The 23,007-nt window shown below is 64.5% G+C and carries 19 protein-coding genes; 10 read left to right on the top strand and 9 right to left on the bottom strand.

Annotated elements, in window-relative coordinates; all coding sequences use genetic code 11:
* Positions 1–27 precede the first annotated feature (27 nt).
* From paaD to paaK, 3 genes are read left to right on the top strand one after another with little or no spacing between them, the layout of a single operon-like run.
* Entirely contained in the window at positions 28–489 is a 462-nt protein-coding gene (gene paaD, locus AABD04_RS01810; RefSeq protein ID WP_423228199.1) for a 1,2-phenylacetyl-CoA epoxidase subunit PaaD, read from the top strand.
* A complete protein-coding gene (gene paaE, locus AABD04_RS01805; RefSeq protein ID WP_341440013.1) occupies positions 489–1,583 on the top strand; it encodes a 1,2-phenylacetyl-CoA epoxidase subunit PaaE in 1,095 nt (364 codons plus the stop codon). Before paaD ends, paaE begins: the two co-directional genes overlap by 1 nt.
* A gap of 18 nt (positions 1,584–1,601) precedes the next feature.
* Entirely contained in the window at positions 1,602–2,915 is a 1,314-nt protein-coding gene (gene paaK, locus AABD04_RS01800) for a phenylacetate--CoA ligase PaaK (RefSeq protein ID WP_341440012.1), read from the top strand.
* Positions 2,916–2,922: 7 nt separating this feature from the next.
* Here the strand turns inward: paaK and AABD04_RS01795 are convergent, their stop codons facing one another.
* A complete protein-coding gene (locus tag AABD04_RS01795) occupies positions 2,923–3,900 on the bottom strand; it encodes an alpha/beta hydrolase (RefSeq protein ID WP_341442929.1) in 978 nt (325 codons plus the stop codon).
* 243 nt (positions 3,901–4,143) lie between these two features.
* Between AABD04_RS01795 and AABD04_RS01790 the strand changes: the two genes are divergently transcribed.
* Both AABD04_RS01790 and AABD04_RS01785 read left to right on the top strand, forming a co-directional pair.
* Positions 4,144–4,596 carry a MarR family winged helix-turn-helix transcriptional regulator gene (locus tag AABD04_RS01790; RefSeq protein WP_341440011.1) on the top strand — a complete coding sequence of 151 codons (453 nt, stop codon included), beginning with the start codon at positions 4,144–4,146 and terminating at the stop codon, positions 4,594–4,596.
* The gene (locus AABD04_RS01785) at positions 4,593–4,973 is read left to right on the top strand and encodes a DUF5313 family protein (RefSeq protein WP_243610461.1); all 381 of its coding nucleotides are present in this window, start codon (positions 4,593–4,595) and stop codon (positions 4,971–4,973) included. The genes AABD04_RS01790 and AABD04_RS01785 overlap by 4 nt, the downstream gene beginning before the upstream one ends.
* Before the next feature lie 89 nt (positions 4,974–5,062).
* Here AABD04_RS01785 and AABD04_RS01780 read toward each other — a convergent pair whose 3' ends face one another.
* Positions 5,063–7,453 (bottom strand): response regulator, encoded by a 2,391-nt coding sequence (locus tag AABD04_RS01780; protein WP_341440010.1) that lies wholly within the window; start codon positions 7,451–7,453, stop codon positions 5,063–5,065.
* A gap of 123 nt (positions 7,454–7,576) precedes the next feature.
* On the opposite strand from AABD04_RS01780, the gene glgX reads away from it, so the two are divergent.
* On the top strand, positions 7,577–9,619 hold the full coding sequence (gene glgX / locus AABD04_RS01775; protein ID WP_341440009.1) for a glycogen debranching protein GlgX: 2,043 nt from the start codon (positions 7,577–7,579) through the stop codon (positions 9,617–9,619).
* Between the two features lie 123 nt (positions 9,620–9,742).
* Here the strand turns inward: glgX and AABD04_RS01770 are convergent, their stop codons facing one another.
* The 4 genes from AABD04_RS01770 to AABD04_RS01755 form a co-directional block, all read right to left on the bottom strand.
* On the bottom strand, positions 9,743–11,257 hold the full coding sequence (locus tag AABD04_RS01770) for an alkaline phosphatase D family protein (protein WP_341440008.1): 1,515 nt from the start codon (positions 11,255–11,257) through the stop codon (positions 9,743–9,745).
* Between the two features lie 139 nt (positions 11,258–11,396).
* Positions 11,397–13,103 carry a glycerol-3-phosphate dehydrogenase/oxidase gene (locus AABD04_RS01765; protein WP_341440007.1) on the bottom strand — a complete coding sequence of 569 codons (1,707 nt, stop codon included), beginning with the start codon at positions 13,101–13,103 and terminating at the stop codon, positions 11,397–11,399.
* A complete protein-coding gene (glpK, locus tag AABD04_RS01760) occupies positions 13,100–14,617 on the bottom strand; it encodes a glycerol kinase GlpK (RefSeq protein WP_243594372.1) in 1,518 nt (505 codons plus the stop codon). Before glpK ends, AABD04_RS01765 begins: the two co-directional genes overlap by 4 nt.
* Positions 14,614–15,468, bottom strand: a complete 855-nt coding sequence (locus AABD04_RS01755; protein WP_243594373.1) for an MIP/aquaporin family protein — start codon at positions 15,466–15,468, stop codon at positions 14,614–14,616. Before AABD04_RS01755 ends, glpK begins: the two co-directional genes overlap by 4 nt.
* 122 nt (positions 15,469–15,590) lie before the next feature.
* Between AABD04_RS01755 and AABD04_RS01750 the strand changes: the two genes are divergently transcribed.
* From AABD04_RS01750 to AABD04_RS01740, 3 genes are all read left to right on the top strand, one after another.
* The gene (locus tag AABD04_RS01750) at positions 15,591–16,574 is read left to right on the top strand and encodes a sugar-binding transcriptional regulator (protein ID WP_243610970.1); all 984 of its coding nucleotides are present in this window, start codon (positions 15,591–15,593) and stop codon (positions 16,572–16,574) included.
* Positions 16,575–16,705: 131 nt separating this feature from the next.
* Positions 16,706–18,037 (top strand): MCE family protein, encoded by a 1,332-nt coding sequence (locus AABD04_RS01745; RefSeq protein ID WP_341440006.1) that lies wholly within the window; start codon positions 16,706–16,708, stop codon positions 18,035–18,037.
* A gap of 67 nt (positions 18,038–18,104) precedes the next feature.
* Positions 18,105–18,464 carry an STAS domain-containing protein gene (locus AABD04_RS01740; protein WP_341440005.1) on the top strand — a complete coding sequence of 120 codons (360 nt, stop codon included), beginning with the start codon at positions 18,105–18,107 and terminating at the stop codon, positions 18,462–18,464.
* Here AABD04_RS01740 and AABD04_RS01735 read toward each other — a convergent pair.
* The gene (locus AABD04_RS01735; RefSeq protein WP_423228198.1) at positions 18,441–19,586 is read right to left on the bottom strand and encodes a PP2C family protein-serine/threonine phosphatase; all 1,146 of its coding nucleotides are present in this window, start codon (positions 19,584–19,586) and stop codon (positions 18,441–18,443) included. The genes AABD04_RS01740 and AABD04_RS01735 overlap by 24 nt on opposite strands.
* Positions 19,586–20,386 carry an alpha/beta fold hydrolase gene (locus AABD04_RS01730; RefSeq protein WP_341440003.1) on the bottom strand — a complete coding sequence of 267 codons (801 nt, stop codon included), beginning with the start codon at positions 20,384–20,386 and terminating at the stop codon, positions 19,586–19,588. Before AABD04_RS01730 ends, AABD04_RS01735 begins: the two co-directional genes overlap by 1 nt.
* An 87-nt stretch (positions 20,387–20,473) precedes the next feature.
* Here AABD04_RS01730 and AABD04_RS01725 point away from each other — a divergent pair, with 87 nt between their 5' ends.
* The gene (locus tag AABD04_RS01725; protein WP_341440002.1) at positions 20,474–21,526 is read left to right on the top strand and encodes an NAD(P)H-binding protein; all 1,053 of its coding nucleotides are present in this window, start codon (positions 20,474–20,476) and stop codon (positions 21,524–21,526) included.
* Here the strand turns inward: AABD04_RS01725 and AABD04_RS01720 are convergent.
* The gene (locus AABD04_RS01720; protein WP_341440001.1) at positions 21,523–23,007 is read right to left on the bottom strand and encodes an amidase; all 1,485 of its coding nucleotides are present in this window, start codon (positions 23,005–23,007) and stop codon (positions 21,523–21,525) included. The genes AABD04_RS01725 and AABD04_RS01720 overlap by 4 nt on opposite strands.

Below are 23,007 nucleotides of genomic sequence, written 5' to 3'. Positions count from 1 at the left end.
ACGGCGCGCGAGATCGCCGCGACCGTCATGGATCCCGAGATGCCACTGCTCACCCTCGACGATCTCGGCGTCCTGCGTGACGTCGAGGTACGCGAGAACGGCAGTGTGCTCGTCACGATCACTCCGACGTACTCCGGATGCCCCGCGATGGCGACGATGCGCGACGACATCGCCCACAAGCTTCAGGATCACGGTTACGCGGATGTCGAGATAGTCACCAGCCTCTCCCCTGCGTGGAGTACCGATTGGATCTCCGAAGAGGGCCTGCGGAAGCTACGAGAATCCGGTTACTCCGTGCCCGGCCCCGCCCCGGCACGGACGAGTGGTCCGGTCCCGTTGACCCTCACCGTGAAACCACGGCAGATCGCCTGTCCCCAATGCAGTTCCACCAATACTCGGCTCACTTCCGAGTTCGGTGCCACCCTGTGCAAAGCCCAGTACCGGTGCGACGACTGCCTCGAACCCTTCGACCACGTCAAGGAAATCTGATGACCGTCACTGCCGAGCCGGCACTGAAGAATCTGCGCAACAAGCCCTTTCACACTCTGACGGTTGCTGACGTCGAATCCCTCTGCGACGACGCCGTAGCCGTCACGTTCGACGTGCCCGACCACCTCACGGACGAATTCGACTTCCGCCCGGGACAATCCCTGATGCTCAGCCGCACCGTCGACGGCGTCGAACATCGCCGCTCCTACTCCATCTGCGCTCCGGCCGGTGCGCGTCCCCGCGTCGGTGTCCGTGAGGTGAGCGACGGGTTGTTCTCCTCGTGGCTCGTCCACGAGGTCAAGGCCGGCGACCGCATCGACGTCCAGGGTCCGACCGGCACCTTTCATGCGGATCCCACCCAGGCCGGTAGGCACGTCCTGATCGCAGCCGGTTCCGGCATCACACCGATGCTGTCCATCGCTGGCTCCGTTCTTGCCAACCCGGACGCCGAAGTGGTTCTGCTGTACGGCAATCGGCGGACCCGGACCGTGATGTTCGCCGAGGAGATCGCCGATCTCAAGGACCAGTACGGCAGTCGATTCGACGTCATCCACGTGCTGTCCAGGGAGCCACGTGAGGTCGAACTGTTCAGTGGCAGGCTCGATGCGGATCGGCTGCGCGAAATACTGGACACCGTCGTCCCGACGCCGGACATCGACCACTTCTGGCTGTGTGGTCCGTTCGGGATGGTGAACGACGCGCAAGACGTTCTGAAAGAACTCGGCGTCGCGAAGAGCAGCATCCACCACGAACTGTTCTACGTCGACGACGTACCCCCGCCGCAGGAGACGCACCGCGAGCCGGGGATCACCGGCCCCAGCAGTGAGGTCACGATCATCCTCGACGGCCGCGAGGTGAAAGGCGCACTGCCTCAGGACGAGTCGATCCTCGATTCGGCAGAGCAGCTGCGCTCGGATCTGCCGTTCGCATGCAAGGGCGGCGTGTGCGGCACGTGCCGCGCGAAGGTGACCTTCGGCGAGGTCGACATGCGCCGCAACTACGCGCTCGAGGACAACGAGGTCGACGCCGGCTTCGTGCTCACCTGCCAAACCTTCCCCGTCAGCGACACCGTCACCGTCGACTTCGACGCCTGAGACCACGAGAGAGCAATCATGACCAGCGTCTTGTCCACCCCGACCGACAGCCCTGACATCGAGCACGCCAGCCGCGACCGGATCTCGACGCTGCAGCTCGAGCGCCTGCGGTGGTCGCTGCAGCACGCCTACGACAACGTGGCGCACTACACGAAGGCGTTCGACGATGCCGGTGTACATCCCAGCGATCTGAAGGACCTGAGCGATCTGGCGAAGTTCCCCTTCACGTCCAAGCAGGACCTGCGGGCGAACTACCCGTTCGGCATGTTCGCCGTGCCGCAGAACCAGGTCTCACGCATTCACGCGTCCTCGGGCACCACCGGGCGACCCACCGTCGTCGGCTACACCGCCAAGGACATCGACAACTGGGCCGATCTCATCGCCCGCAGCCTCCGCGCGGGTGGCGTCAAGCCCTCCGACAAGGTGCACGTGGCCTACGGATACGGGCTCTTCACCGGCGGTCTCGGTGCCCACTACGGCGCAGAACGGCTGGGCTGCACGGTCATTCCGATGTCCGGTGGCATGACCGATCGACAGATCCAACTGATCCAGGACTTCGAGCCCGACGCCATCCTGGTCACCCCGTCCTACATGCTGACGATCGTCGACGCCATGGTGAAGAAGGGTATCGACCCCGCCTCGACGTCTCTGACGACCGGAGTGTTCGGTGCCGAGCCGTGGACCGAGGAGATGCGCACCGAAATCGAGAACACTCTGGCGATGGATGCCGTCGACATCTACGGCCTGTCCGAAGTGATGGGACCGGGTGTGGCGATGGAATGCGTCGAAACCAAGGACGGACTGCACATCTGGGAGGATCATTTCTACCCGGAGATCATCGACCCGGTGACCGGCGAAGTCCTGCCTGACGGTGAGGAAGGTGAATTGGTGTTCACGTCCCTGACCAAGGAAGCGATGCCGATCGTGCGGTACCGCACCCGGGATCTGACGCGTCTGCTGCCGGGCACGGCCCGCACGATGCGTCGGATGCAGAAGGTCACCGGGCGTACCGACGACATGATCATCCTGCGCGGCGTCAACCTGTTCCCGACGCAGATCGAGGAGCTCATCCTGGGTGTCCCCGCGCTCGCACCGCAGTTCCAGTGCGTGCTCGATCGCGCAGGCCGAATGGACAACCTGACGGTGCGGGTGGAGGCCAGACCCGATGTGCCGTCCGATCAGTACGCCCTTCTGGGCGTGACGCTGCAGAAGCTGGTCAAGAACCGGATCGGTGTGACGGTGAACGTCGAGGTACTGCCGCAGGCCGCGTTGGAGCGTTCGATCGGTAAGGCCCGCAGGCTGATCGACAATCGACCGGCCACTCGAAGCTGACGCCGGCTCAGATCCCGAGTGACCCAGCCAGTGTCGGCCAACTCTTGGGTAGCTGTTCCACCCAGTACGGCCACGAGTGGGTTCCGGTCTCGGTGAAGTCGAAGGTGGCGGGAATGTTCAGCTGATTCAGACGATCGGCCAGTCGATGGGTGCAGTAGTTCGCCCCCACCTCGATGATTCCGCCGATCACCACCACGTCCAAAGCTTCTACGGTATCGAAACTTTCGTACCGCCCCGGCGCTCCTGTGCCCACCGACACGTACACGTCGGTGCCGCGCAGGCTCTCGGCATTGACGACCGAATCGTGCTCCACCCATGCGGGATCGAGCGGGCCGCCCCACATGTTGTCGGCATTTCCGCCGAATGCCCCGACGATCGCGCGAATACTCGCCTGGCCCAACGGCTCCGACGACGCGAAGCAACCGCTGTACGACGCCACCCCGGAGTAGAGATCCGGGTTACGAGCGGCCAGCATCATGGCCGACTGCGCTCCCATCGACAGTCCCGCGATCGCGTTGCGTCCGTTCCCGTCCACGGCTGCGTCGATCAGCGGCGGAAGCTCCTCGGTCAGGAACGTCTCCCACTGGTATCGGCCGAGCTTCGGATCGTCCCGTTGCCAATCGGTGTAGAAGCTGCCCGGGCCGGCCAGCGGTAGTACGACGTTCACGTTCTTGTCGGCGAAGAATTCGGCCGCTCCACCCTTGCGTAGCCACATGCTGTTGTTCGGGTCTTCCTCACCGATTCCGCTGAGCATGTACAGCGTCGGCCGCGAGCCGGTCTGCACTACCGGGGTGAGTACCTGGACGTCGACGACGGCACCCATGGCCGGCGATTCGACACTCAGAGTCCGCAGGGTGTCCGACGCGATCGACGTGTCGACAATCCGGGCGACAGGGGCACCAGGAGCGGCGGTCGCCACGCCCATCGAGGACAAGGTCAAGGCTGCGACGACGACGAACGGGGTGAAGATGCGTCGACGACGCATGGCGATCCTCTCGGGGTTTGTCACAGTAAACAGGGAATCGACATGGAGCATTGCACAGCAACCAACCGGATGGAACGCCGAATACTCGAAGCAAAAATCCGGACCGACCGGCACTACAGCAACCGCGCGTTGTACGGGCATTCCCCCTTCTTTCGAACGCTTTTCGGGCATCGAATCGGCGACGACCGATCGATTAGTCCACTAATAGTTCGTGCACGAAGAAGTTCCCGTAGCCTGGTCCCCGTGACCACCACCGAAGATCCGCTCGCGCTCGATCGCCAGGTCTGCTTCGCGCTCGCCGTCGCCAACCGTGCGGTGCTCGCGGTGTATCGGCCATTGCTCGAGCCGATGGGACTGACGCATCCGCAGTACCTGGTGATGTTGGCTCTGTGGGGAGAGTCGCCGATGTCGGTCAAAGCAATCGGATCGGCACTGCAACTCGACTCCCCCACTCTCTCGCCACTTCTCAAGCGTCTGGAATCGATGGGGCTGCTCACCCGCAATCGAAGCGTCGCGGACGAGCGCGTCCTGCTGGTCTCCCTCACCGCGGCCGGAGCCGCGCTGCGGACCGAGGCCGAAAAAATCCCACCCGCCGTTGTGTCGAAGCTCGGTGCGTCACTCGCCGAACTCGACGATCTACGACGCGTCCTCAGCCGTGTCAACGACGCCGCCATCGCAGCAGGAGCACTGTCATGAACAAGAACCGCACCCGTCCGTCCCCCGGCCAATGGCTGGGGTACGCCGTCCTCGGCCGCAAACTCCCCGACGAGATGCAGGATTGGGTTCGACGCGACCTCGTCGGGCCGGGAGCGACGCCGCGTCACATCCTGCGGTCGATGATTCCGTTCCTGCCGATCTTCATCGGATTCTTCGTTCTCTTCCCTGGCGCGATCTGGCTACGCGCCTCGATGGTGCTGCTCAGCCTGCTGCTCGCGCTGTTCTACACGGCGGCCTACATGGACCAGAACCGCGCCCGGCGCCTCGAGATCCACGGGCTACCGGCCGATCTGAAGAGCCCGAAGAAGATGGCGGAGATGGAACGCGAGCGAGAGAACTACCGCCGCAATCACTGAGTGCCGCCCACCCCCGAGGGCACTCGATGTCACGTTCGGTGGACTTTTCGGGGGTCGATGTCACATTTGGTGGACTCGGCCGCGGTGGGTCAGGACGGCGGTCGACCGTTGTTGCTCAGTCCGGCGGTGAAGTCGTCGATGATCATCGAGGCCAGGTCCCGGGTTTTGCGGTTGGAGTTCTGCGACAGTTCGGTCAGTTGGGTGAAGGCCGCGTCCGAGTCGATGCGATACACCGACATCAGGATTCCCAGTGCCCGGCCGATCGTTCCGCGGGTGTCGAGGGCTGCCCGCAGCGTCGAGGCCTGGTTACCGCTTTCGACGAGGATCTGCTCGCGCATACGCGAGAGTTCGAGGTGTACCCGCACGCGGGCCACGAGTTCTCGATCCTGGAACGGTTTGACGATGTAGTCGTCGGCACCGCGGCCCAGGCCGTCGAGCACGAAGTCGGTTCCGGCTCGCGCGGTCAACAAGATCACCGGCACACGCCGCAGATCGGTGTCACGGCGGATGTCGTCGACCAGGTCGAGGCCACTGCGCCCGGGGAGCATGACGTCGGTCAACACGATTCCCGGCGGCGTCGATCGAGCCAGGTCGAGTGCGATCTCGATGTCGCCTGCGGTGGCGACCGTCCATCCTTCGACGGTCAGTAGTCGCACGAGGTAGTCGCGCATGTCGACGTTGTCTTCGACGAGCAGGATGTCCGCTCGACCAGAGGTCGCCGTCGTCGATTCGTGGGCGGAAAAGATCGCGGACACCGAATCGGTGGGTGTTGCCGATCGTTCGACCGGCGCAGCGGCCTCGACGGGCACCCGCGGCACGACCACGGTGAACGTACTCCCGACGGCCACCTCGCTCTCCACGTCGATGCGCCCGTTCAGGGCCGTGAGCAGGTCCGATACCAGCGCGAGCCCGATGCCGAATCCTTCGATACTGCGTGCGTCCGCGTGCTCGACTCGGTGGAACCGATCGAATATGAGCGACAGCTCGTCGGCGGGAATCCCCAGCCCGGTGTCGGCGACCACGAGGCGGACGGTGTCGCTCTCGGCGTTCAGCCGCACCGATACCCGACCGGACGGGGTGTACTTGACGGCATTCGCGACCAGATTGAACACGATCTTCGACCACATCTCGCCGTCGGTGAGCACGACGACGTTCTCGGGCGTATCGACGACGAGCTCGAGACCACTGTCCGACGCCACCGCCGCGAACAGCGTCGCGCAGTCGCGCGTCACCGCGGTGAGGTCGGTGGGTTCGAGTCGAGCCTCTAGTCGGCCCGCATCGGCACTGACGACATCCAACAGATCGTCGACGAGTCGGCGCAGTCGCACCGCGGCGCGATGGACGACGTCGAGGGACTGTCGATCGGGTTCGCTCAACTGCGAGGACGAGCTCTCGCGCACCGAGTCCAGTGGTCCGGCGAGCAGGGTCAGCGGCGTTCGGAATTCGTGGCCCACGGTCTCGAGCAACCGCGTCTTCGCCGTATCTGCCTCGGCCAGGGCCACGACGCGTCGCCGCTCCATCTCGAAGGCCTGCGAGGCGGTCAGCGCAGTCGATACGCGTTCGGCCACCACTCCGCAGAACGACACGATCGAGTCGTCGACGACGCGATGTCCGTTGACACCGATCAGCAGGGCCCCGACCGGCTCGATCCGGCCCGCCATCGTCAGCGGCGTCACGACCGCTCGCGGCACGTTACCGACGACCTCCGTGACCTCGCAGGGGACCGATCCGTCGACCACCCGAACCACGTCTGCGTACTCCCACGTCGACGCCTCGCAGCCGGTGTCGCCGCTCGTCGCGATGCGCGTCAGCCGACCGTTCTCGGCCAGGTCCTCGCGCAGATAGGCCGCTACCAGCGGGAACTCACGGGGTTCGCTTCCGAGAACTTCCACGGCGGCGCGGGCGATGCCCGGTGGGCCGGTCCCGTCGCCCATGTCGAGCGACCCGAGCCGGAGCAACGCGTGCATCCGGCGTTCGCCCAGTACCTGCATCGTCACCTCGGTGGTGGCGACGAACACCCCGAGAACCGTCCGATTCGGACCGAAGATCGGACTGTACGAAAATGTCCAGTACGTCTCCTCGAGGTAGCCGTATCGCTCCATGACGAACATCTGCCGAACGCCGTGCACCGGCTCGCGACCGTCCACCACCTGCGCGCACAGTCCGCCGACGTAGTCCCACATCTCGGACCAACAGTCACTGGCACGTTGACCTGCAGCCTCGGGGAACTTCGCCCCGAGAAAGTTCGTGTAGGCGTGATTGAAGATCTGCACCAGATGCGGACCCCACCAGATCAGCATCGGGATTGTCGACGGCATGACGGTGCGCACGGCCGTCACCAACTCGTACGGCCACTGGTCCACCGGCCCCAATTCGGTCGCCGACCAGTCCAGCTCCCGGAACGTGGCGTCGGTAGCGTTGTCACCCGGAAACAGCTCGACAGGGCGGGCCGAACCGTCGTCGGGTCGTGCGGAGTTCATTGCCTCGTCCTTCGTAACCAGCGTTCCGCAGGAGTTCGGCGGTCGCAATCTCGGCATCGGTAGTAGCCGAGCGCCAGGTATGCAGGCGTTTCGCTCATCCTCAGCGGGGGTACTGGGGCGAGCATGCCCTCCTCATCAAGTCTCCCGTACCCCCTGGGCGTCTCGCGTCTGTCGAACGACGGCGCAAACCTTGCCGTCTACTCGGAAACTGCGGACTCCGTGTCCGTGGTCGTACTGAACGACGACGGAACAGAGCGCAGTACAACGCCATTGACTCTGCGCACCGGTCACGTCTTCCACGATCTGGTTCCCGACGTGACGCCCGGTTCGCGGTACGGGCTACGCGTCGACGGCCCGTGGGATCCCGCGTCGGGACTGCGGCACAACGCGGCGAAGTTGCTGCTCGACCCGTACGCCACCGCCGTCACCGGCCAGGTCGACTGGAACGAGGCAGTCTTCTCGCATCTGCACGACGAGCCGGAGACCCGCAACGACGAGGACTCGGCCCCATACATGCCGTATTCCATTGCCGTGCAATCGAATTTCGATTGGGAGGACGACGAGTCGCCGCGGACACCGCTGGATCGAACCGTCGTCTACGAAGTGCACGTGAAGGGCTTCACCGCTACCAATCCCGATGTGCCCGAAGAGATTCGCGGCACCTATGCCGGCTTGGCCCACCCGGCCGCCATCGCCCATCTGAAGCGTATCGGGGTCACGGCAGTGGAGTTACTGCCGATCCACCAGTTCGTCCAGGATTCACATCTGCTGGAAGAGGGTCGACGCAATTACTGGGGATACAACTCCATCGGCTTCTTCGCCCCGCACAACGAATACAGCAGCAGCGGCGACACCGGCGGCCAGGTGGACGAGTTCAAGGCTCTGGTCAAGGCCATGCACGAGAACGGTATCGAGGTCATTCTCGACGTCGTCTACAACCACACCGCCGAGGGCAACCATCTCGGACCCACTCTCTCGCTCAAGGGAATCGACAACGGCTCGCACTACCGACTGGTCGACGACGACCGAAGTGCGTACTACGACACCACCGGCACCGGCAACAGCCTCAACGTCGGTCACCCCGCGGCCCTGGCGCTGATCCTGGACTCGTTGCGCTACTGGGTGACCGAGATGCACGTCGACGGTTTCCGCTTCGACCTCGCGAGCACCCTGACTCGCCAGGACTCGGACCTGGACGTCCACAGCGCGTTCCTCAGCCTCGTCCATCAGGATCCGACGCTCGCCCCGGTCAAGCTCATCGCCGAACCCTGGGACACCCAGGGCTACCAGGTGGGCGGCTTCCCGGCTCGCTGGTCGGAGTGGAACGGTAAATTCCGCGACGACGTCCGTGACTTCTGGCGCGGTGAGAGCGGCATGCTACCTGCACTTGCTCAGCGCGTCACCGGCAGCCCGGACGTCTACGAGAGCACCCGTCGACCCACGTTGGCCAGCGTCAACTTCATCACCGCACACGACGGCTTCACGTTGGCCGACCTCAACTCCTACGACGACAAGCACAACGAGGAGAACGGCGAGGACAGTCAGGACGGCGAATCCGACAACCGCTCGTGGGGTTGCGGAGCCGAAGGCCCGACCGACGACGAGGGCATCAATGCGCTGCGCGCCCGCCAGCAACGCAATCACCTTGCCACACTGCTGCTCTCGGCCGGCGTTCCAATGATCCTGGGCGGTGACGAACTGGGCCGAACGCAGAACGGCAACAACAACGCGTACTGCCAGGACAACGAGGTGTCCTGGTTCGATTGGAGCACGGCCGACCAGGATCTCATCGACTTCACCACCCACCTCATCGCGCTCCGCGACGAGCACCCGGCCCTGCGCCCCACGTGGTTCCGGCACGACAGCGATTCCGACGAAGACGGGGCCGGTCCCGATACGGTCGACTTCTACCGAGCCGATGGTCAGAAGCTGGCCGACGAGGATTGGGCGGACGGTAACGCACAGAGCATTCTGATTCTGATGCGCGGAGGCGACGGTGACGCAGCCTTCGCGTGGATGGTCAACAGCTCCTCTGCAACAGTGGAATTCACTCTGCCGGAGGGTAAGTGGAGTCAGTCGACCTCGAGTGATCCGGACCAGGCCTACGAGTCCGGTGGCCCGTCGATCCTGATCCGCGAGCATTCGTTCACGTTGCTGCAGGGCTGACCTGTCCATCGTTCGAGAACACCGATTCCATCCCTCGGACTCGGACCGTCCGGCCCACGCGATAGAACCGTCGGGCCGGACGCGAGCGCACGTGTGGGCGTACGAGATTCCCACTCGGGCCGATCAAGCGGCAGGCAGTACCTTCGTGAACAGCACAGCCCCGGTCCCGTCGCACAGATTGACGGTGAGTTCGCGCGAGTCCCCGTCGATGAGCACCTCACCGAAATGCTGAAACGAGTCGAGGGGTGACGCGTTCTGCTCCGGCGGCGCGTGCACGAACACTGCCTCCGGGCCGAAGGTGCCGTCCAAGTCGTTGGGGCCGAACGCGCCTGCGTTGAGTGGCCCGCTGACGAATTCCCAGAACTCGCGGAATTCCTGGTAGGCGGCTCGTTCCGGCGAATAGTGGTGCGCTGCTGTGTAATGCACGTCGGCTGTGAGCCAGACGGTGCCGGTGACGTCGTTCCGGTCGATCGCGGTGAGCACCTGCGCGATGTCGGTCTCACGCCCCAGTGGCGCACCGGAGTCGCCGTTTCCGACGCCTTCCTGCGCGTCCTTCCCATCAGGCACGACGAGTCCGAGGGGCAGGTCGTTCGCGATGATCTTCCACGTCGCGGTGGAGCGGGAGAGCTCGTCGATCAGCCACTGACGCTGCGCCGAGCCGAGGATCTCCCCTGACGCAGCGGTGTTCGCACCGTTCGCGTCCTTGTACGTGCGCATGTCGAGGACGAAGACGTCGAGCAGCGGCCCGTACGCGATCTTGCGGTACACCCGGCCGTCGACGGCTTCCGTTGGCGCGATGGGCAACCACTCGTGAAACGCCTGCAACGCTCTCCGCGACAGCACGTCCACCTCTTTCACCGTGTATTGCTCGAGGTCGAGGATCTCACCGGGGTACCAGTTGTTGACGGTTTCGTGATCATCCCACTGGACCATTTGAGCGACAGACGAATTGAAGCGGCGGTAGTTGTCGTCGGTGAGATTGTAGGCGTACTGTCCGCGGTACTCGTCGAGCGTCTCGGCGACCTTGGACTTGGCCTCGCTCATGGTGTTTCGCCAGATACGGCCGTCGGGAAGTGTCACGCGCTCCTCGAGCGGGCCGTCCGCATAGATGACATCGCCGCTGTGCAGGAACAGATCCGGCTGCCTGTCGGCCATCGCCGAGAAGATGGTCATACCACCGATCTCGGGGTTGATGCCGTAGCCCTGGCCTGCGGTGTCGCCACCCCACAACAAGCGGATGTCGGATGGGCGGTCGGGAGCTGTGGAGAACACTCCGGTCACGGGTTCGGACGTCGCACCGTCCTCGCCCTCGAGCGTGACACGATAGTGAACCTTCTGTCCCGCAGGCAATCCGGTGAGGCGCAGCACCCCCGTGCCGTCGGACTGCGGGGTCAGCAGTGGGCCGCGCATCGTCGTCACCGAGGAGAACGAGTCCGTCGCGGACGTGTCGACGATCATCGTCGCCGGAGTATCGGAACGTGCCCACACCAGCGCTCCGTCGGCACGCACATCACCGCTGGCGACTCCGTGTGTCAGTATCGGCCGGGCGCGAACCAACGCCGGGCTGCACGCCAGCACCGGCGTGGCAGCGGCACCGAGAGCGGCATATCTGAGAAGGGATCGACGGGTGAGCTGCATGCCGTCCACCGTCCAGCATCGACATGAACGGCTCGTAGCGCTCAGGCAGACAGACGAGTGTGTGGCCGCAGGGTCGGACGGACAACGTCCGAGCCCGACCCTGCGGCGCTACCTCGTCGAACCGTTACGACCGAAGAGCTCAGCTCACCCCGAGGCGCACGTCCGGCGCTCCGAGTCGTGCTGCATCGGCCGTGTCGTCGTCGGGCTGCTGCTGTGAATCCCGTTCTGCCAGAACTCGAAGCCGGTAGTGCTCGATCTCCTCGGCCACATGCTGATCATCCCAGCCGAGGATCGGCGCAACCAGTCGAGCCACCTCTTCGGCCGCCGCTTCACCACGATCGGGTACCTCGATGGAGATGCGGGTGCGTCGGGTCAGGATGTCGTCGAGGTGTTGTGCGCCCTCGTGACTGGCGGCATAGACCACCTCTGCCTTGAGGTACTCCGGCGCGCTCTCCAAAGGCTGACCGAGCTCGGGATCGGCGTCGATCATCTCCAGCAGTTCACCCATCAAAGTGCCGTACCGACCGAGCAGGTGCTCGACGCGTGAGACGCGCATACCGGTGCGTTCGGCCGTCAGATTGCGCGAGTTGAACGCACCGAGGTACCCGTCGGCACCGACGAGGGGAATGTCCTCGGTGACGCACTTCGGTACCGTCCGCTCGAGCCCGTGCACCGCGGAATCGACTGCATCCTTGGCCATCACGCGATAGGTGGTGTACTTGCCGCCGGCGATCACCGTCAACCCTCGTACCGGGCTGGACACTGCGTGCTCACGGGAGAGAGTGCTGGTGGAATCGGATTCGCCGAACAGCAACGGTCGCAGTCCCGCGTACACACCGACGACATCGGTGCGGTCCAACGGATCGGCGAGCAACTTGTTCACGTGGCCCAGGATGTAGTCGATATCGCTCTGGCTCGCGGCCGGATGAGCCAGATCGAGCTTCCAGTCGGTATCGGTGGTGCCGATGATCCAGTGACTGCCCCACGGGATGACGAACAGCAGACTCTTCTCGGTACGCGTGATGATGCCGGTGGCACTGTTGATGCGATTGCGCGGTACCACCAGGTGCACGCCCTTGGACGCGCGAACCTGGAATTGTCCACGGCCACCGACCATCTGCTGCACCTCGTCGGTCCAGACACCGGCCGCATTGATGACCTGCTTGGCCCGGACCTCGAAGGAGCGGCCCGTTTCGAGATCGCTGGCCACGACGCCGACAACCTTGTCGTCCTCCCTGAGGAATCCCGTGACGCGAGTGCTGTTGGCGCACAACGCGCCGTAGGCAGCTGCGGTACGCGCGAGCATCATCGTGTGCCGTGCGTCGTCGACCTGGCCCTCGTAGAACTTCACCGCACCGCGAATCGCCGAGCGCTTGCCGGACGGGAAGGACTCGAGCGTCTTCTTCTTGCCGAGGTGCTTGTGGTGGCTCGGCACGCCGCGTCCGGCACCCATGACGTCGTACACGCCGATGCCGAGCCCGACGTATGGACGGTCGATCGCCTTCTCGAGCGGGTAGATGAACGACACCGGGCGAGCGAGGTGCGGGCACAGCTTGTTCAGCACCAGCGATCGCTCCTTGAGCGCCTCGAACACCAACGCGAAGTTGAACTGCTCGAGGTACCGCAGACCGCCGTGGAACAGCTTGCTCGAGCGGCTGGATGTGCCGGCCGCGTAGTCACGCGCTTCGAGCAGACCGACCTTCAGTCCTCGCGTCACGGCATCGAGTGCGGTGCCCGCTCCGACGACGCCGCCGCCGATCACCAGGATGTCGAGCTCTTCGGCTTCCATCCGCGACAACGCATCCGCTCGTGCCTGTGGACTCAGAACCGGTGTGCTGGACTTCATTCTTCATCAACCCAATCGAGAGTACGTGTTACTGCCTTCTTCCAGCCGGCGTACAACTTTGCCCGCTGGTCTTCGTCCATGGACGGGGTCCATGTCTTGTCCTCGGCCCAGTTCTCGCGAATATCGTCTTCGCTCTCCCAATAGCCTACGGCGAGTCCGGCAGCGTATGCCGCTCCGAGAGCAGTGGTTTCGGCCACGACGGGCCGCACCACCTTCACATTGAGGATGTCGGACTGGAACTGCATCAGCAGTTCGTTGACGACCATTCCGCCGTCGACCTTGAGCACCTCGAGATCGACACCGGAGTCGGCGTTCATGGCCTCGATCACCTCACGCGTCTGGTACGCGGTGGCCTCGAGCACGGCACGGGCCAGGTGGCCCTTGTTGACGAAGCGCGTCAGTCCCACGATGGCACCGCGGGCGTCCGCTCGCCAGTGCGGAGCGAAGAGGCCGGAGAATGCAGGCACGAAGTACGCGCCACCGTTGTCGTCCACCGACCGCGCGTCGGTCTCGATGTCGGCTGCCGACGAGATCATGCCCAGGTTGTCGCGCAGCCACTGCACCAACGAGCCCGTCACGGCGATGGAACCTTCGAGTGCGTACACCGTCGGTTGGTCGCCGATCTTGTAGCAGACCGTGGTCAGCAAGCCGTTCTTGCTCATGACCTTTTCGGTGCCGGTGTTGAGCAGCACGAAATTGCCTGTGCCGTAGGTGTTCTTGGCCTCACCGGGAGACAGGCAGGCCTGCCCGAACGTTGCTGCCTGCTGATCGCCGAGGATGCCGGAGATCGGCACTCCACGGAACGGACCGCGCTCGCGGCCGGTGCCGTACACCTCGGAACTCGAGCGGATCTCGGGCATCATCGACATCGGGATGCCCATGTCTGCACAGATACCCTCGTCCCACTGCAGGGTGTCGAGATCCATCAGCAGGGTGCGCGACGCATTGGTCGGATCGGTGTAGTGCAGTCCGCCGTCGGTACCGCCGGTCATGTTCCACAGCACCCACGTGTCCATGTTGCCGAAACACAGTTCTCCCGCTTCGGCTTTCGCCCGTGCGCCGTCGACGTTGTCGAGGATCCACTTGATCTTGGGGCCGGAGAAGTAGGTGGCCAGAGGCAGGCCGGTCTTGGCGGTGTACTTGTTGGCGTCGCCCCCACCGAGGGCGGTGGCGATGCGATCGGTTCGGGTGTCCTGCCAGACGATGGCGTTGTAGATCGGCTTGCCCGTCGCGCGCTCCCACACCAGAGCCGTCTCACGTTGGTTGGTGATACCGACAGCGGCGATGTCCTCGCGCGTCAGATCCGCAGCAGCCATGGCACCGGCCGCGACGGCACGCACGTTGTCCCAGATCTCCGACGCGTCGTGCTCGACCCATCCGGCCTGCGGGAAGATCTGCTGGTGTTCCTTCTGGTCGACCGCGACAACGGCACCCGCGTGATCGAAGATCATGCAGCGTGAAGACGTGGTTCCCTGATCGATCGCGGCGACGTACTTTCCTGCGAACTCGGTCATGGCTTCTCTCCTGTGGTCTGGGTGTCTGCTGGGAGTCGTGATGGCGGCTCGGGCGTCGAACCTTCTTCTTTGCGGAGGTTCCTACCGATGAGCAAGTCGTACAGGATCACTCCTATCGGTCCGCCTACGAGAGGTCCGACGATCGGGACCCAGAAGTACAGGCCACCGTATTGATCTCGCCAGGCTCCACCGTATCCGGTGATGTACGACGCCAGGCGAGGTCCGAAATCTCGGGCCGGATTGATCGCGTATCCGGCGTTGGTGGCCCATGCGAAGCCGATGGCGACGACGATGAGGCCGACGATCAGCGGAGCCATGTTGGCCATCGGTGCGGTGCCGAGCGAATCGGTCACGGCCACAATGAGGAACAGCAGGATCGCCGTGCCGATGATCTGATCGATCAGGGCCGAGGACACGCTGACGGGCAACGTTCCGTTTCCGGGAAGCGTCGAGAAGATCGTCTGAGTGGCCGTGGTGTGCCCGGGGTCCACTGCGTTGATCATGTCGTTGTAGTTCCAGCGGACCAGCAGTGCGGCCACGAAGGCACCTGCGGTCTGCGCGAGAACGTAGGGCGCAACCATCTTCCAGCTGAAGCCGCGGAAGAGTGCGAACGCGATGGTGACCGCGGGATTGAGGTGCGCGCCGGTGATACGGCCCGCGACGTAGATGCCGAACATCACGCCCAGCCCCCAGGCCCAGGCGATCGAATCGTGGTCTCCGAGACTCCCCGATTCACCGCCCGAGACCACCTGCGCGACGACGCCGACGCCGAACAGAATGAGAATCATGGTTCCGGCGAACTCGGCAGCCATGTGTGCCGGCAGTCCCCATTCCGGTTCCTTACGAGCCATTGTGTAGCCTCCGCAAAGTTGGTGATGCACGCCACAGTGCGTGCTGTTTGCCACGGTAGACGGCCTGCACTGCGTTGCACAGCTGGTGCACATATGTGCAAATCGGTCGTACACTGATGCCGGTGACGGAACCGCCCATCGACCCCGAATCGGATCCCAGGACCGGCCATGCCACGCAGGCGGCGCGTCTGTACTACTTCCAGGACTTGACGATGGCGGCGATCGGCCGTGAGCTGGGCGTATCTCGTTCGACAGTCTCACGACTCATCACCTTCGCCCGGGCATCCGGCCTCGTGGAGATCAAGATCTCCACACCACTCGGCCAGGCACCGCGAATCGAGCGCGCGTTCGCCGATCTGTACGACATTCGTGCACACGTCGTCCCCGTCTCGGAAACCGTCGACGAATTGCAGCGCCTCGATCGGGTAGCCACGTTCGCCGGCCGATTGCTGACGTCGTTCTTCGAGTCCGACATGGTGATGGGAGTCGCCTGGGGAACCACCGTCAGCGCCGTCAGTCGCAAGCTCGCACCCAAACGAACCCACAACTCGACCGTCGTGCAACTCAACGGCGCAGCCAACACCCGCACCACGGGAGTCTCTTACGCCACCGACATCATCAGAACATTTGCCGACGCGTACGGCGCTGTGGCGCAGGGGTTTCCGGTGCCCGCATTCTTCGACTACCCCGAAACCCGCCGACACCTGTGGCGTGAACGCAGCATCAAACGAGTCCTCGAACTTCAGGATCGGATGAACCTCGCCGTGTTCAGCATCGGTGTCATGAGCAGTGCCGTTCCGAGTCACGTCTACAGCGCCGGCTACCTCGAGCGCGAGGATCGAGCAGAGCTCCAGCGCGACGGCGTCGTCGGAGACATCGCCACCGTGTTCTTGCGGTCCGACGGTAGCCACGACCGAATTGCGTTGAACGACAGATCGAGTGGACCGAGTCTGGATCGACTCAAGGTGGTTCCGCGGCGGGTGTGCATCGTCGCCGGAGCATCCAAGCTCGATGCCCTCACGGCCGCCCTGCGCGGCGGATTGATCACCGACCTCGTCATCGACGACATCAGCGCGGCGCAGTTGATTCTGCGCTCGCGTGGCTGACGGCTTATGGCTCACATCACATTCGAGACAAAGTGCTAAGTCCATCTCACAAGCCGACTTCCGGTAGTAAGTGTTACGTCGTGTAGCACTAAGGTTCGCGACATGGCTGTTGTTGTCGTTGCGACGTATCCATGACCGGCTCCCCCTCGCCGGTCCAGAACCGACTCCTCGGACTCGCTCTCGTCGTACTCATCGTCGTATTCGTCGGGTGGAGTCTCACCTCGTACAACAAGACGTTCAAGGACGTCGTGACGGTCTCCCTCGAGACCGACAGCGTCGGTAACGCTCTTCCCCGCAATGCGGACGTCAAAGTTCGCGGCATGATCGTCGGCGAAGTCCGATCGGCATCGACAGCCGGTCGCGTCGTCACCTCGGAGTTGGCAATCGAACCGGACATGGCGGAGATGATCCCGTCGAACGCCACCGCGCGGCTGCTGCCCAAGACGCTGTTCGGCGAACGCTACGTCGCGTTGGTTCTGCCGGACGGCAAGCCTGCGTCGCCGATCACCGAGGGGACCGTGCTGAAGCAGGATCGCAGCGGCAACGCCATCGAGGTAGGACAACTGCTCGACGGCCTGTTGCCGCTGCTCCAGGCCGTGCCACCGCAGGACCTGTCCAACACGCTCGGTGCGCTGGCGCAAGGACTGAGCGGTCGCGGCGAGGAGCTCGGCCTGACGATCGACCGCCTGGAGAACATCTTCGCCGGGCTCAACACAGAGCTGCCGGCAATTCAGGAGGACCTGCGTGGTCTGGCCGACTTCTCGCAGACCTACGCCGATGCCGCCCCCGAGTTGATCAACGCACTGGACAATCTGCGGACCACGGGCAATACCGTCGTCGAGAAGCGCCCGGCCCTCGAGACGCTCTACGCGTCGTTGACATCCGCCTCCACCACCACCGCCGACTTCCTCGACGCCAACTCCGCGGACATCATCGGACTGGCCGCGAATTCACGCGAGGCCCTCGAGGTGTTCGCCGAATTCTCGCCTGCCCTCGGTTGCACCGTCTCACAGTTCGCCGAGGGTGCCAGACGCGGCAAGATCCTGCTCGGCGACGGTGACGAGTATCCCGGCATCAACGTCTCGATGCCGTTCGTCAACCCGAAGGGCCGGTATCTGCCCAACCAGGACGAGCCGCGATTGTTCGAGCAGGACCGCGGGCCCACCTGTTACACCTCCCTCGACCGCTCGACGGGCGAATACTTCCCGCAGTACCCGGGCAGCTCCCCCAACGACGGTTCGTACCAGGTGCCGTCGAGAAACCCCGGTGAACAGGACATTCCGTCACTTCCGGTTCCGCAGCTCTCCCCCGTGCCCGCCTCCTACGCCGGCTCGGTCACCGAGCAGCAGACCCTGGCCGTCCTCTACGGCGGGGCCACGGGGATCGAGCCCGACGCAGTGCCGTCCTGGACCACGACGGTCGGCGCTCCCGCACTCAGAGGAACGCAGGTCACGTTCGAGTAGGACCTACTGATTGAATGGTCCGCATGCCCCGTCGACGAGCGCGGCGGGTAACGATTCAGGAGCACACATGCCAGCCGATACGAACACCGCCGGATTTTCCATCCAGTCCAGCAACGACGGCCGCGCGGCCGTCGTCGCGGTCGCCGGTGAACTCGACGTCACCACGGCCCCCGCATTGTCGAGCGCAATCGACGCACAGATCGCCACCACGCCTACTGCACTGATCGTCGACCTGAGCAAGGTCTCGTTCTTGGCCTCGGCTGCCATGACCGTGCTGGCAACGACGCAGAAGGACCACGGGGACACCGTCGCCTTCTCGGTCGTCGCCGATGGGCCGACCACCAGCCGCCCGATCAAACTGATGGGCCTCGATCAGGAATTCGCGCTGCACGCAGATCTGGCGTCAGCCCTCGCCGCTCTCGACTGACGACACTCCCAGCGCCATCACCGCTGCGTCGTCGGCCAATCCGTCGCCGAAGCTGTTCAGCAGGACCCGTAGATCCTCGACGATGCCCGCCGGTGCCGCCGGGGCATGGGCGGTCGCGAACTCCAGCAGCGCACCCTCGTCGTCGTATCGACCTGTGCTCACCCGTGCCTCGGTGAGGCCGTCGGTGTAGAGCAGCAGGGTGTCACCTGCGCTCAACGTCACGGTGGCAGGCACGAACCGCGCATGACGCAGGATTCCGACGAGTTGCCCACCCGCCATATGGACGTAGTGCGCGCTGCCGTCGGCGCGCATCACCAGCGGAGGCGGATGACCGCCGCTGGCCATGCACACCTCGAATCCCTCGGCCGAACGACTGAGCACGCCGAACACCGCTGTGCAGAACTGCGCGTCGTTCTCGCGGAACTCCTGCCGCAGGACCGAATCCAGATTGTGCAGAACAGCGACCGGGTCGTGGTCGTACACCGCGGCCGCGCGCAGGGTGTACCGCGTCAACGACGTCACCGCTGCGGCCGACGCACCCTTGCCGCAGACGTCGCCGAGGAAGAATCCCCAGCGGTCGTCCGACAGCGGGAACAGATCGTAGAAATCTCCACCCACCTCGTCGCTCGATGCCGCGTGATAGTGCGCGGCTGCGGTCATTCCCGACGGCGGCAGCAGCGCAGGCGGCAGCAACGACCGCTGCAGTGTCTTCGCCAGCAGCTCCGCTCGCGTTCGTGACTCGAGCAACTCGCGTTCGTAGGTGCGCCGGTCCCTGGCGTCGAGCGCGGTGATGCGAATCAGCACCGGTGTGCCGGACCCGTCGGTCTTGACGTTCGCGGTCATGAACACCGGCAACCGACGACGATCCGACGTCACGAAATCGAGCGCGATGCCGTCGAGCTGTCCTGACATGCGCAGAATCGGACCGAAATGGGTCTCGTAGTGGATCCGGCCACCGGCGGTGAGAAGGTGGGTGAAGTCGGTCCCGATCAAGGCGTCGACGTCGAAGCCGAGCCAGTTCGCCAGCGTCGAGTTGAGTCTCACGATCCGCATGTCCGGACGAACCGACAGATAGCCGCAGGGTGCGTTCTCGTACAGGTCCTCGATGTCGAGGTCGTTGATCACGACGATCTCACGAAGGCCGCAATCGCCTCGGCGGTCTGCTCGGGTTCGGTGACGTGCGGGCAGTGCCCGCTGGCGTCGAGGGTCTTCAGGGCGCTGCCGGCGATGTGTTCGTGAACGTATCTGCCGACCTGAGGCGGTGCCAGCGAATCCCGCGCACAGTCGACGATCATCGTGGGCAGGGCAACCCCGGCCAGATCAGCGCGATTGTCGGACAGGAAGGTGGTGCGGGCGAACACCCGTGCGCACTCGGGATCGGTTCGGCAGAAGCTCGCTGTCCACATGTTCTCGAGATCGGGGCGGTCCGGCGCATTCACCACGATCGGTGCCATCGATGCGGACCAGCCCAGGTAATTGCTGTCCAACGACTCGAGCAGCTCGTCGATGTCCTCACGGCTGAACCCACCGCGGTAGTCACCGTCGTCGATGTACCGAGGGGACGGTGTCAGGAGAAAGAGCTTGTCGAACCGCTCGGGGGCCGCCTGGACCGCGAGAACACCCATCATCGACGCCACCGAGTGACCCACGAACGTCACATCGTGAAGATCGAGTTCCCGGACAATATCGACGATGTCGTCGACGTAGGCCTCCAGCGGCGCGTACTTGTCGGCATCCCACGCAGAGGGGTCCGACGCGCCGGACCCGACGTGATCGAACAGCACGACCCTGAAAACCGGAGCCAGGATATCGGTCACCGAACGCCACAGCGTCTGGTCACACCCGAACCCGTGAGCCAGCATCACCACGGGCCCGTCGACTGCCCCGACGACCCTCACGTTGTTCCTGATACGCGCACTCACCCCGACAGTGTGTCATCTGCCTCCGACGCCGGGGAGTGAGACTGCTCCGACGGGGTATGGCCTCATGTCTACAGAAACGAGAATTACATGCGAGTGCTGGTCACCGGCGCAACCGGATACATAGGGTCTCGGCTGATCCCGGTCCTCCTCGAACAGGGTCACGACGTGCACGCCGCCATGCGCGATCCGAGCAAGAAGTCACGCTTCGCCTGGGGCGCTCACGTCACCGCGGTGCACTTCGACCTCGACGATCACGAGACCTTCGACACTGCGACCGAGAATGTGGACGCCGTCGTCTACCTGGTGCATTCGATGGACGAAGGCGACTTCGTCGAGAAGGATCGACACGCCGCGCAGTCGATGGCCGCCGCCGCGGAGCGCAACGGCCTGCGCCGGATCGTCTACCTCTCCGGCCTCATCCCCGACGACGGAACCCCGCTGTCCGATCATCTGCGCTCTCGCCTGCAGGTCGAGGAGACGTTCCTCGACAGCTCCGTCGACGCCACCGTGCTGCGGGCGGCGATCATCCTCGGCTCGGGATCGACCTCGTTCGAGCTGGTGCGACGGATGACCGAGCGTCTGCCGCTCACGCCCATCCCGACGTGGATGCGCAGGCAGGTGCAGCCCATCGCCGTCGTCGATGTGGTCGCCATCATCGCTCGTGCTCTCGGCGACACCGCGCGTCCGGGTTCGTTCGACATCGGCGGCACCGAGACGATGAGCTATCCGGAACTGTTGCAGGCATACGGCAGCGTTGCTGGCCTGCGCCGCGCCCAGATCCCGGTTCCGCTGTTGCCGACCGGATTGGTGGGCCGCGCCGTCGCAACCATCACCGGCATGCCTCCGGGCACGGTGATCTCGTTGGTGGACAGCCTCACTCACGACATGGTGGTGCGTCGAGGCAACGCCGCAACGGAGGTGTTCGCCGAGCCCGATACGACGCCGATGAGCGTCCGAGAGGCCCTGCAGCGTTCCATCACCGTGGTGGCCGAGGAGGGCACCGACGCCCACGCCGATCCCCAGGCTGCCGCCGACACGGATCCCGAATGGGCCGGCGGAGTCGTCGACATCGTCGACGGCCATGTGCGGCAACGGCCGTCGGGAATTCTGGGCAAGGTTCAACTGGGAGCGACCCGCTAGTCGAGAGTGTCGTAGCGATCCACCCAGGGCGCTGCACGTTCGATCTGGCCGGCCAGTTGGACGAGCAGCGCCTCGCCACCGAGCGGCGCGGTGAAGTGCGCGCCCATCGGTAGTCCGTCGGGGGTCCAGTGGACGGGCAGAGAGAGCGCGGGACGGCCGGTGACGTTGGCCAACTGGGTGTACGGAATCCACGAGATGTTGTCGTCGATCATCTGATCGACGATGCCGGTGTGCCGAAGCAAGCCGGCAGTTCTACTGCGCAACAACAAGTCCGACGCCATTTGCAGCGGCTTCGCGAGGTCGAACGCGCCGATCTTCGGCGGTAGCTCGGCCAGGGTGGGCGTCAGCAGCAGATCGTACGTCTCGAAGTACGTCGCCAGCGCCCGAACGTGTACGTGGCGACCTTCCACCGCGTCGAGATAGTCGATGCCACTGGCAGCTCTGCCCAGAGCCGCCATGATTCGGGTGTCACGCTCGAACGCGTCGTCGCCGCAGCCAGTTCTGCGTTTGACCTCGTCCATCTCCCACGCCAGGTAAGTGAACCAGGCCAACAGGAATTCGCGATTGAGGCTCTTGTCGTCGTACGGCGGGGCGTCGAGAAGTTCGACGGTGTGGCCGAGGTCGGTCAGCGTCTTCGCCGCCGATTCCATCGCTGCGACGGCCTGCGGGTGGGGCGACGGATTGACCGATGTCACGGCATACATGCCGATGCGCAACGGCTTCGGATCCTTGTCCACTCGAGACAGGAACGTTCCGTCCGGACGCGCGGGCAAGTAGCCGGACGACGCCTCGCCGCCCGCCAGCACGTCGAGCATCGCTGCGGTATCGCGCACCGATCGCGACACGACGCCCTGCACCGCTGCCCCGTGCATCGGCTCACCGAAGGTCGGTCCCGACGGCACCAGTCCGCGTCCCGGCTTGAGCCCGACCAGTCCGCAGCACGCCGCCGGAATCCGAATGGATCCACCGCCGTCGTTGGCTCCGGCCACGGGAACGATGCCGGACGCGACCGCTGCGGCCGACCCACCCGACGAGCCACCGGGAGTCCTGCTGCGATCCCACGGGTTTCGAGTCGCACCGTGCACAGCAGGTTCGGTGATTCCCTTCGCCCCGAATTCCGGGGTGTTGGTCTTGCCGAAAATCACCAGGCCTGCATCGAGCCAGCGCTGCACCACCGTGGAGTGCTCCGGCATCGCCAGATCCGTCAACGAACGCGATCCACTCGATGTGGGCAGGCCTGCATAATCCTGCGAGAGATCCTTGATCAGGAACGGCACACCGGCGAAGGGTCCCTGCAGCGGCCGCGTCAGCTGCTCGTCTGCCTGCTTCGACATCACCCGCACCACCGAATTGAGCCGCGGATCGATCGACTTGACCTGTCCCAGTGCACAGTCGAGCAAGTCGCGCGGTGTCACCTCACGATTGGCAACCAACTCGGCCAGGCCGAGACCGTCGTACTTCCGATACTCGTCGATGCGCAT

Source organism: Rhodococcoides navarretei (assembly GCF_038069675.1).
Taxonomy (GTDB): Bacteria; Actinomycetota; Actinomycetes; order Mycobacteriales; family Mycobacteriaceae; genus Rhodococcoides; species Rhodococcoides navarretei.
This window is presented reverse-complemented; position numbering and strand designations above follow the sequence as displayed.

Bases quoted from the DNA above. Each gene is read 5' to 3' on its own strand.
- paaD (WP_423228199.1), top strand. From the start codon at position 28: ATGGATCCCGAGATGCCACTGCTCACCCTCGACGATCTCGGCGTCCTG.
- paaE (WP_341440013.1), top strand. From the start codon at position 489: ATGACCGTCACTGCCGAGCCGGCACTGAAGAATCTGCGCAACAAGCCC.
- paaK (WP_341440012.1), top strand. From the start codon at position 1,602: ATGACCAGCGTCTTGTCCACCCCGACCGACAGCCCTGACATCGAGCAC.
- AABD04_RS01795 (WP_341442929.1), bottom strand. From the start codon at position 3,900: ATGCGTCGTCGACGCATCTTCACCCCGTTCGTCGTCGTCGCAGCCTTG.
- AABD04_RS01785 (WP_243610461.1), top strand. From the start codon at position 4,593: ATGAACAAGAACCGCACCCGTCCGTCCCCCGGCCAATGGCTGGGGTAC.
- AABD04_RS01780 (WP_341440010.1), bottom strand. From the start codon at position 7,453: ATGAACTCCGCACGACCCGACGACGGTTCGGCCCGCCCTGTCGAGCTG.
- glgX (WP_341440009.1), top strand. From the start codon at position 7,577: ATGCCCTCCTCATCAAGTCTCCCGTACCCCCTGGGCGTCTCGCGTCTG.
- AABD04_RS01770 (WP_341440008.1), bottom strand. From the start codon at position 11,257: ATGCAGCTCACCCGTCGATCCCTTCTCAGATATGCCGCTCTCGGTGCC.
- AABD04_RS01765 (WP_341440007.1), bottom strand. From the start codon at position 13,103: ATGAAGTCCAGCACACCGGTTCTGAGTCCACAGGCACGAGCGGATGCG.
- glpK (WP_243594372.1), bottom strand. From the start codon at position 14,617: ATGACCGAGTTCGCAGGAAAGTACGTCGCCGCGATCGATCAGGGAACC.
- AABD04_RS01755 (WP_243594373.1), bottom strand. From the start codon at position 15,468: ATGGCTCGTAAGGAACCGGAATGGGGACTGCCGGCACACATGGCTGCC.
- AABD04_RS01745 (WP_341440006.1), top strand. From the start codon at position 16,706: ATGACCGGCTCCCCCTCGCCGGTCCAGAACCGACTCCTCGGACTCGCT.
- AABD04_RS01740 (WP_341440005.1), top strand. From the start codon at position 18,105: ATGCCAGCCGATACGAACACCGCCGGATTTTCCATCCAGTCCAGCAAC.
- AABD04_RS01725 (WP_341440002.1), top strand. From the start codon at position 20,474: ATGCGAGTGCTGGTCACCGGCGCAACCGGATACATAGGGTCTCGGCTG.
- AABD04_RS01720 (WP_341440001.1), bottom strand. From the start codon at position 23,007: ATGCGCATCGACGAGTATCGGAAGTACGACGGTCTCGGCCTGGCCGAG.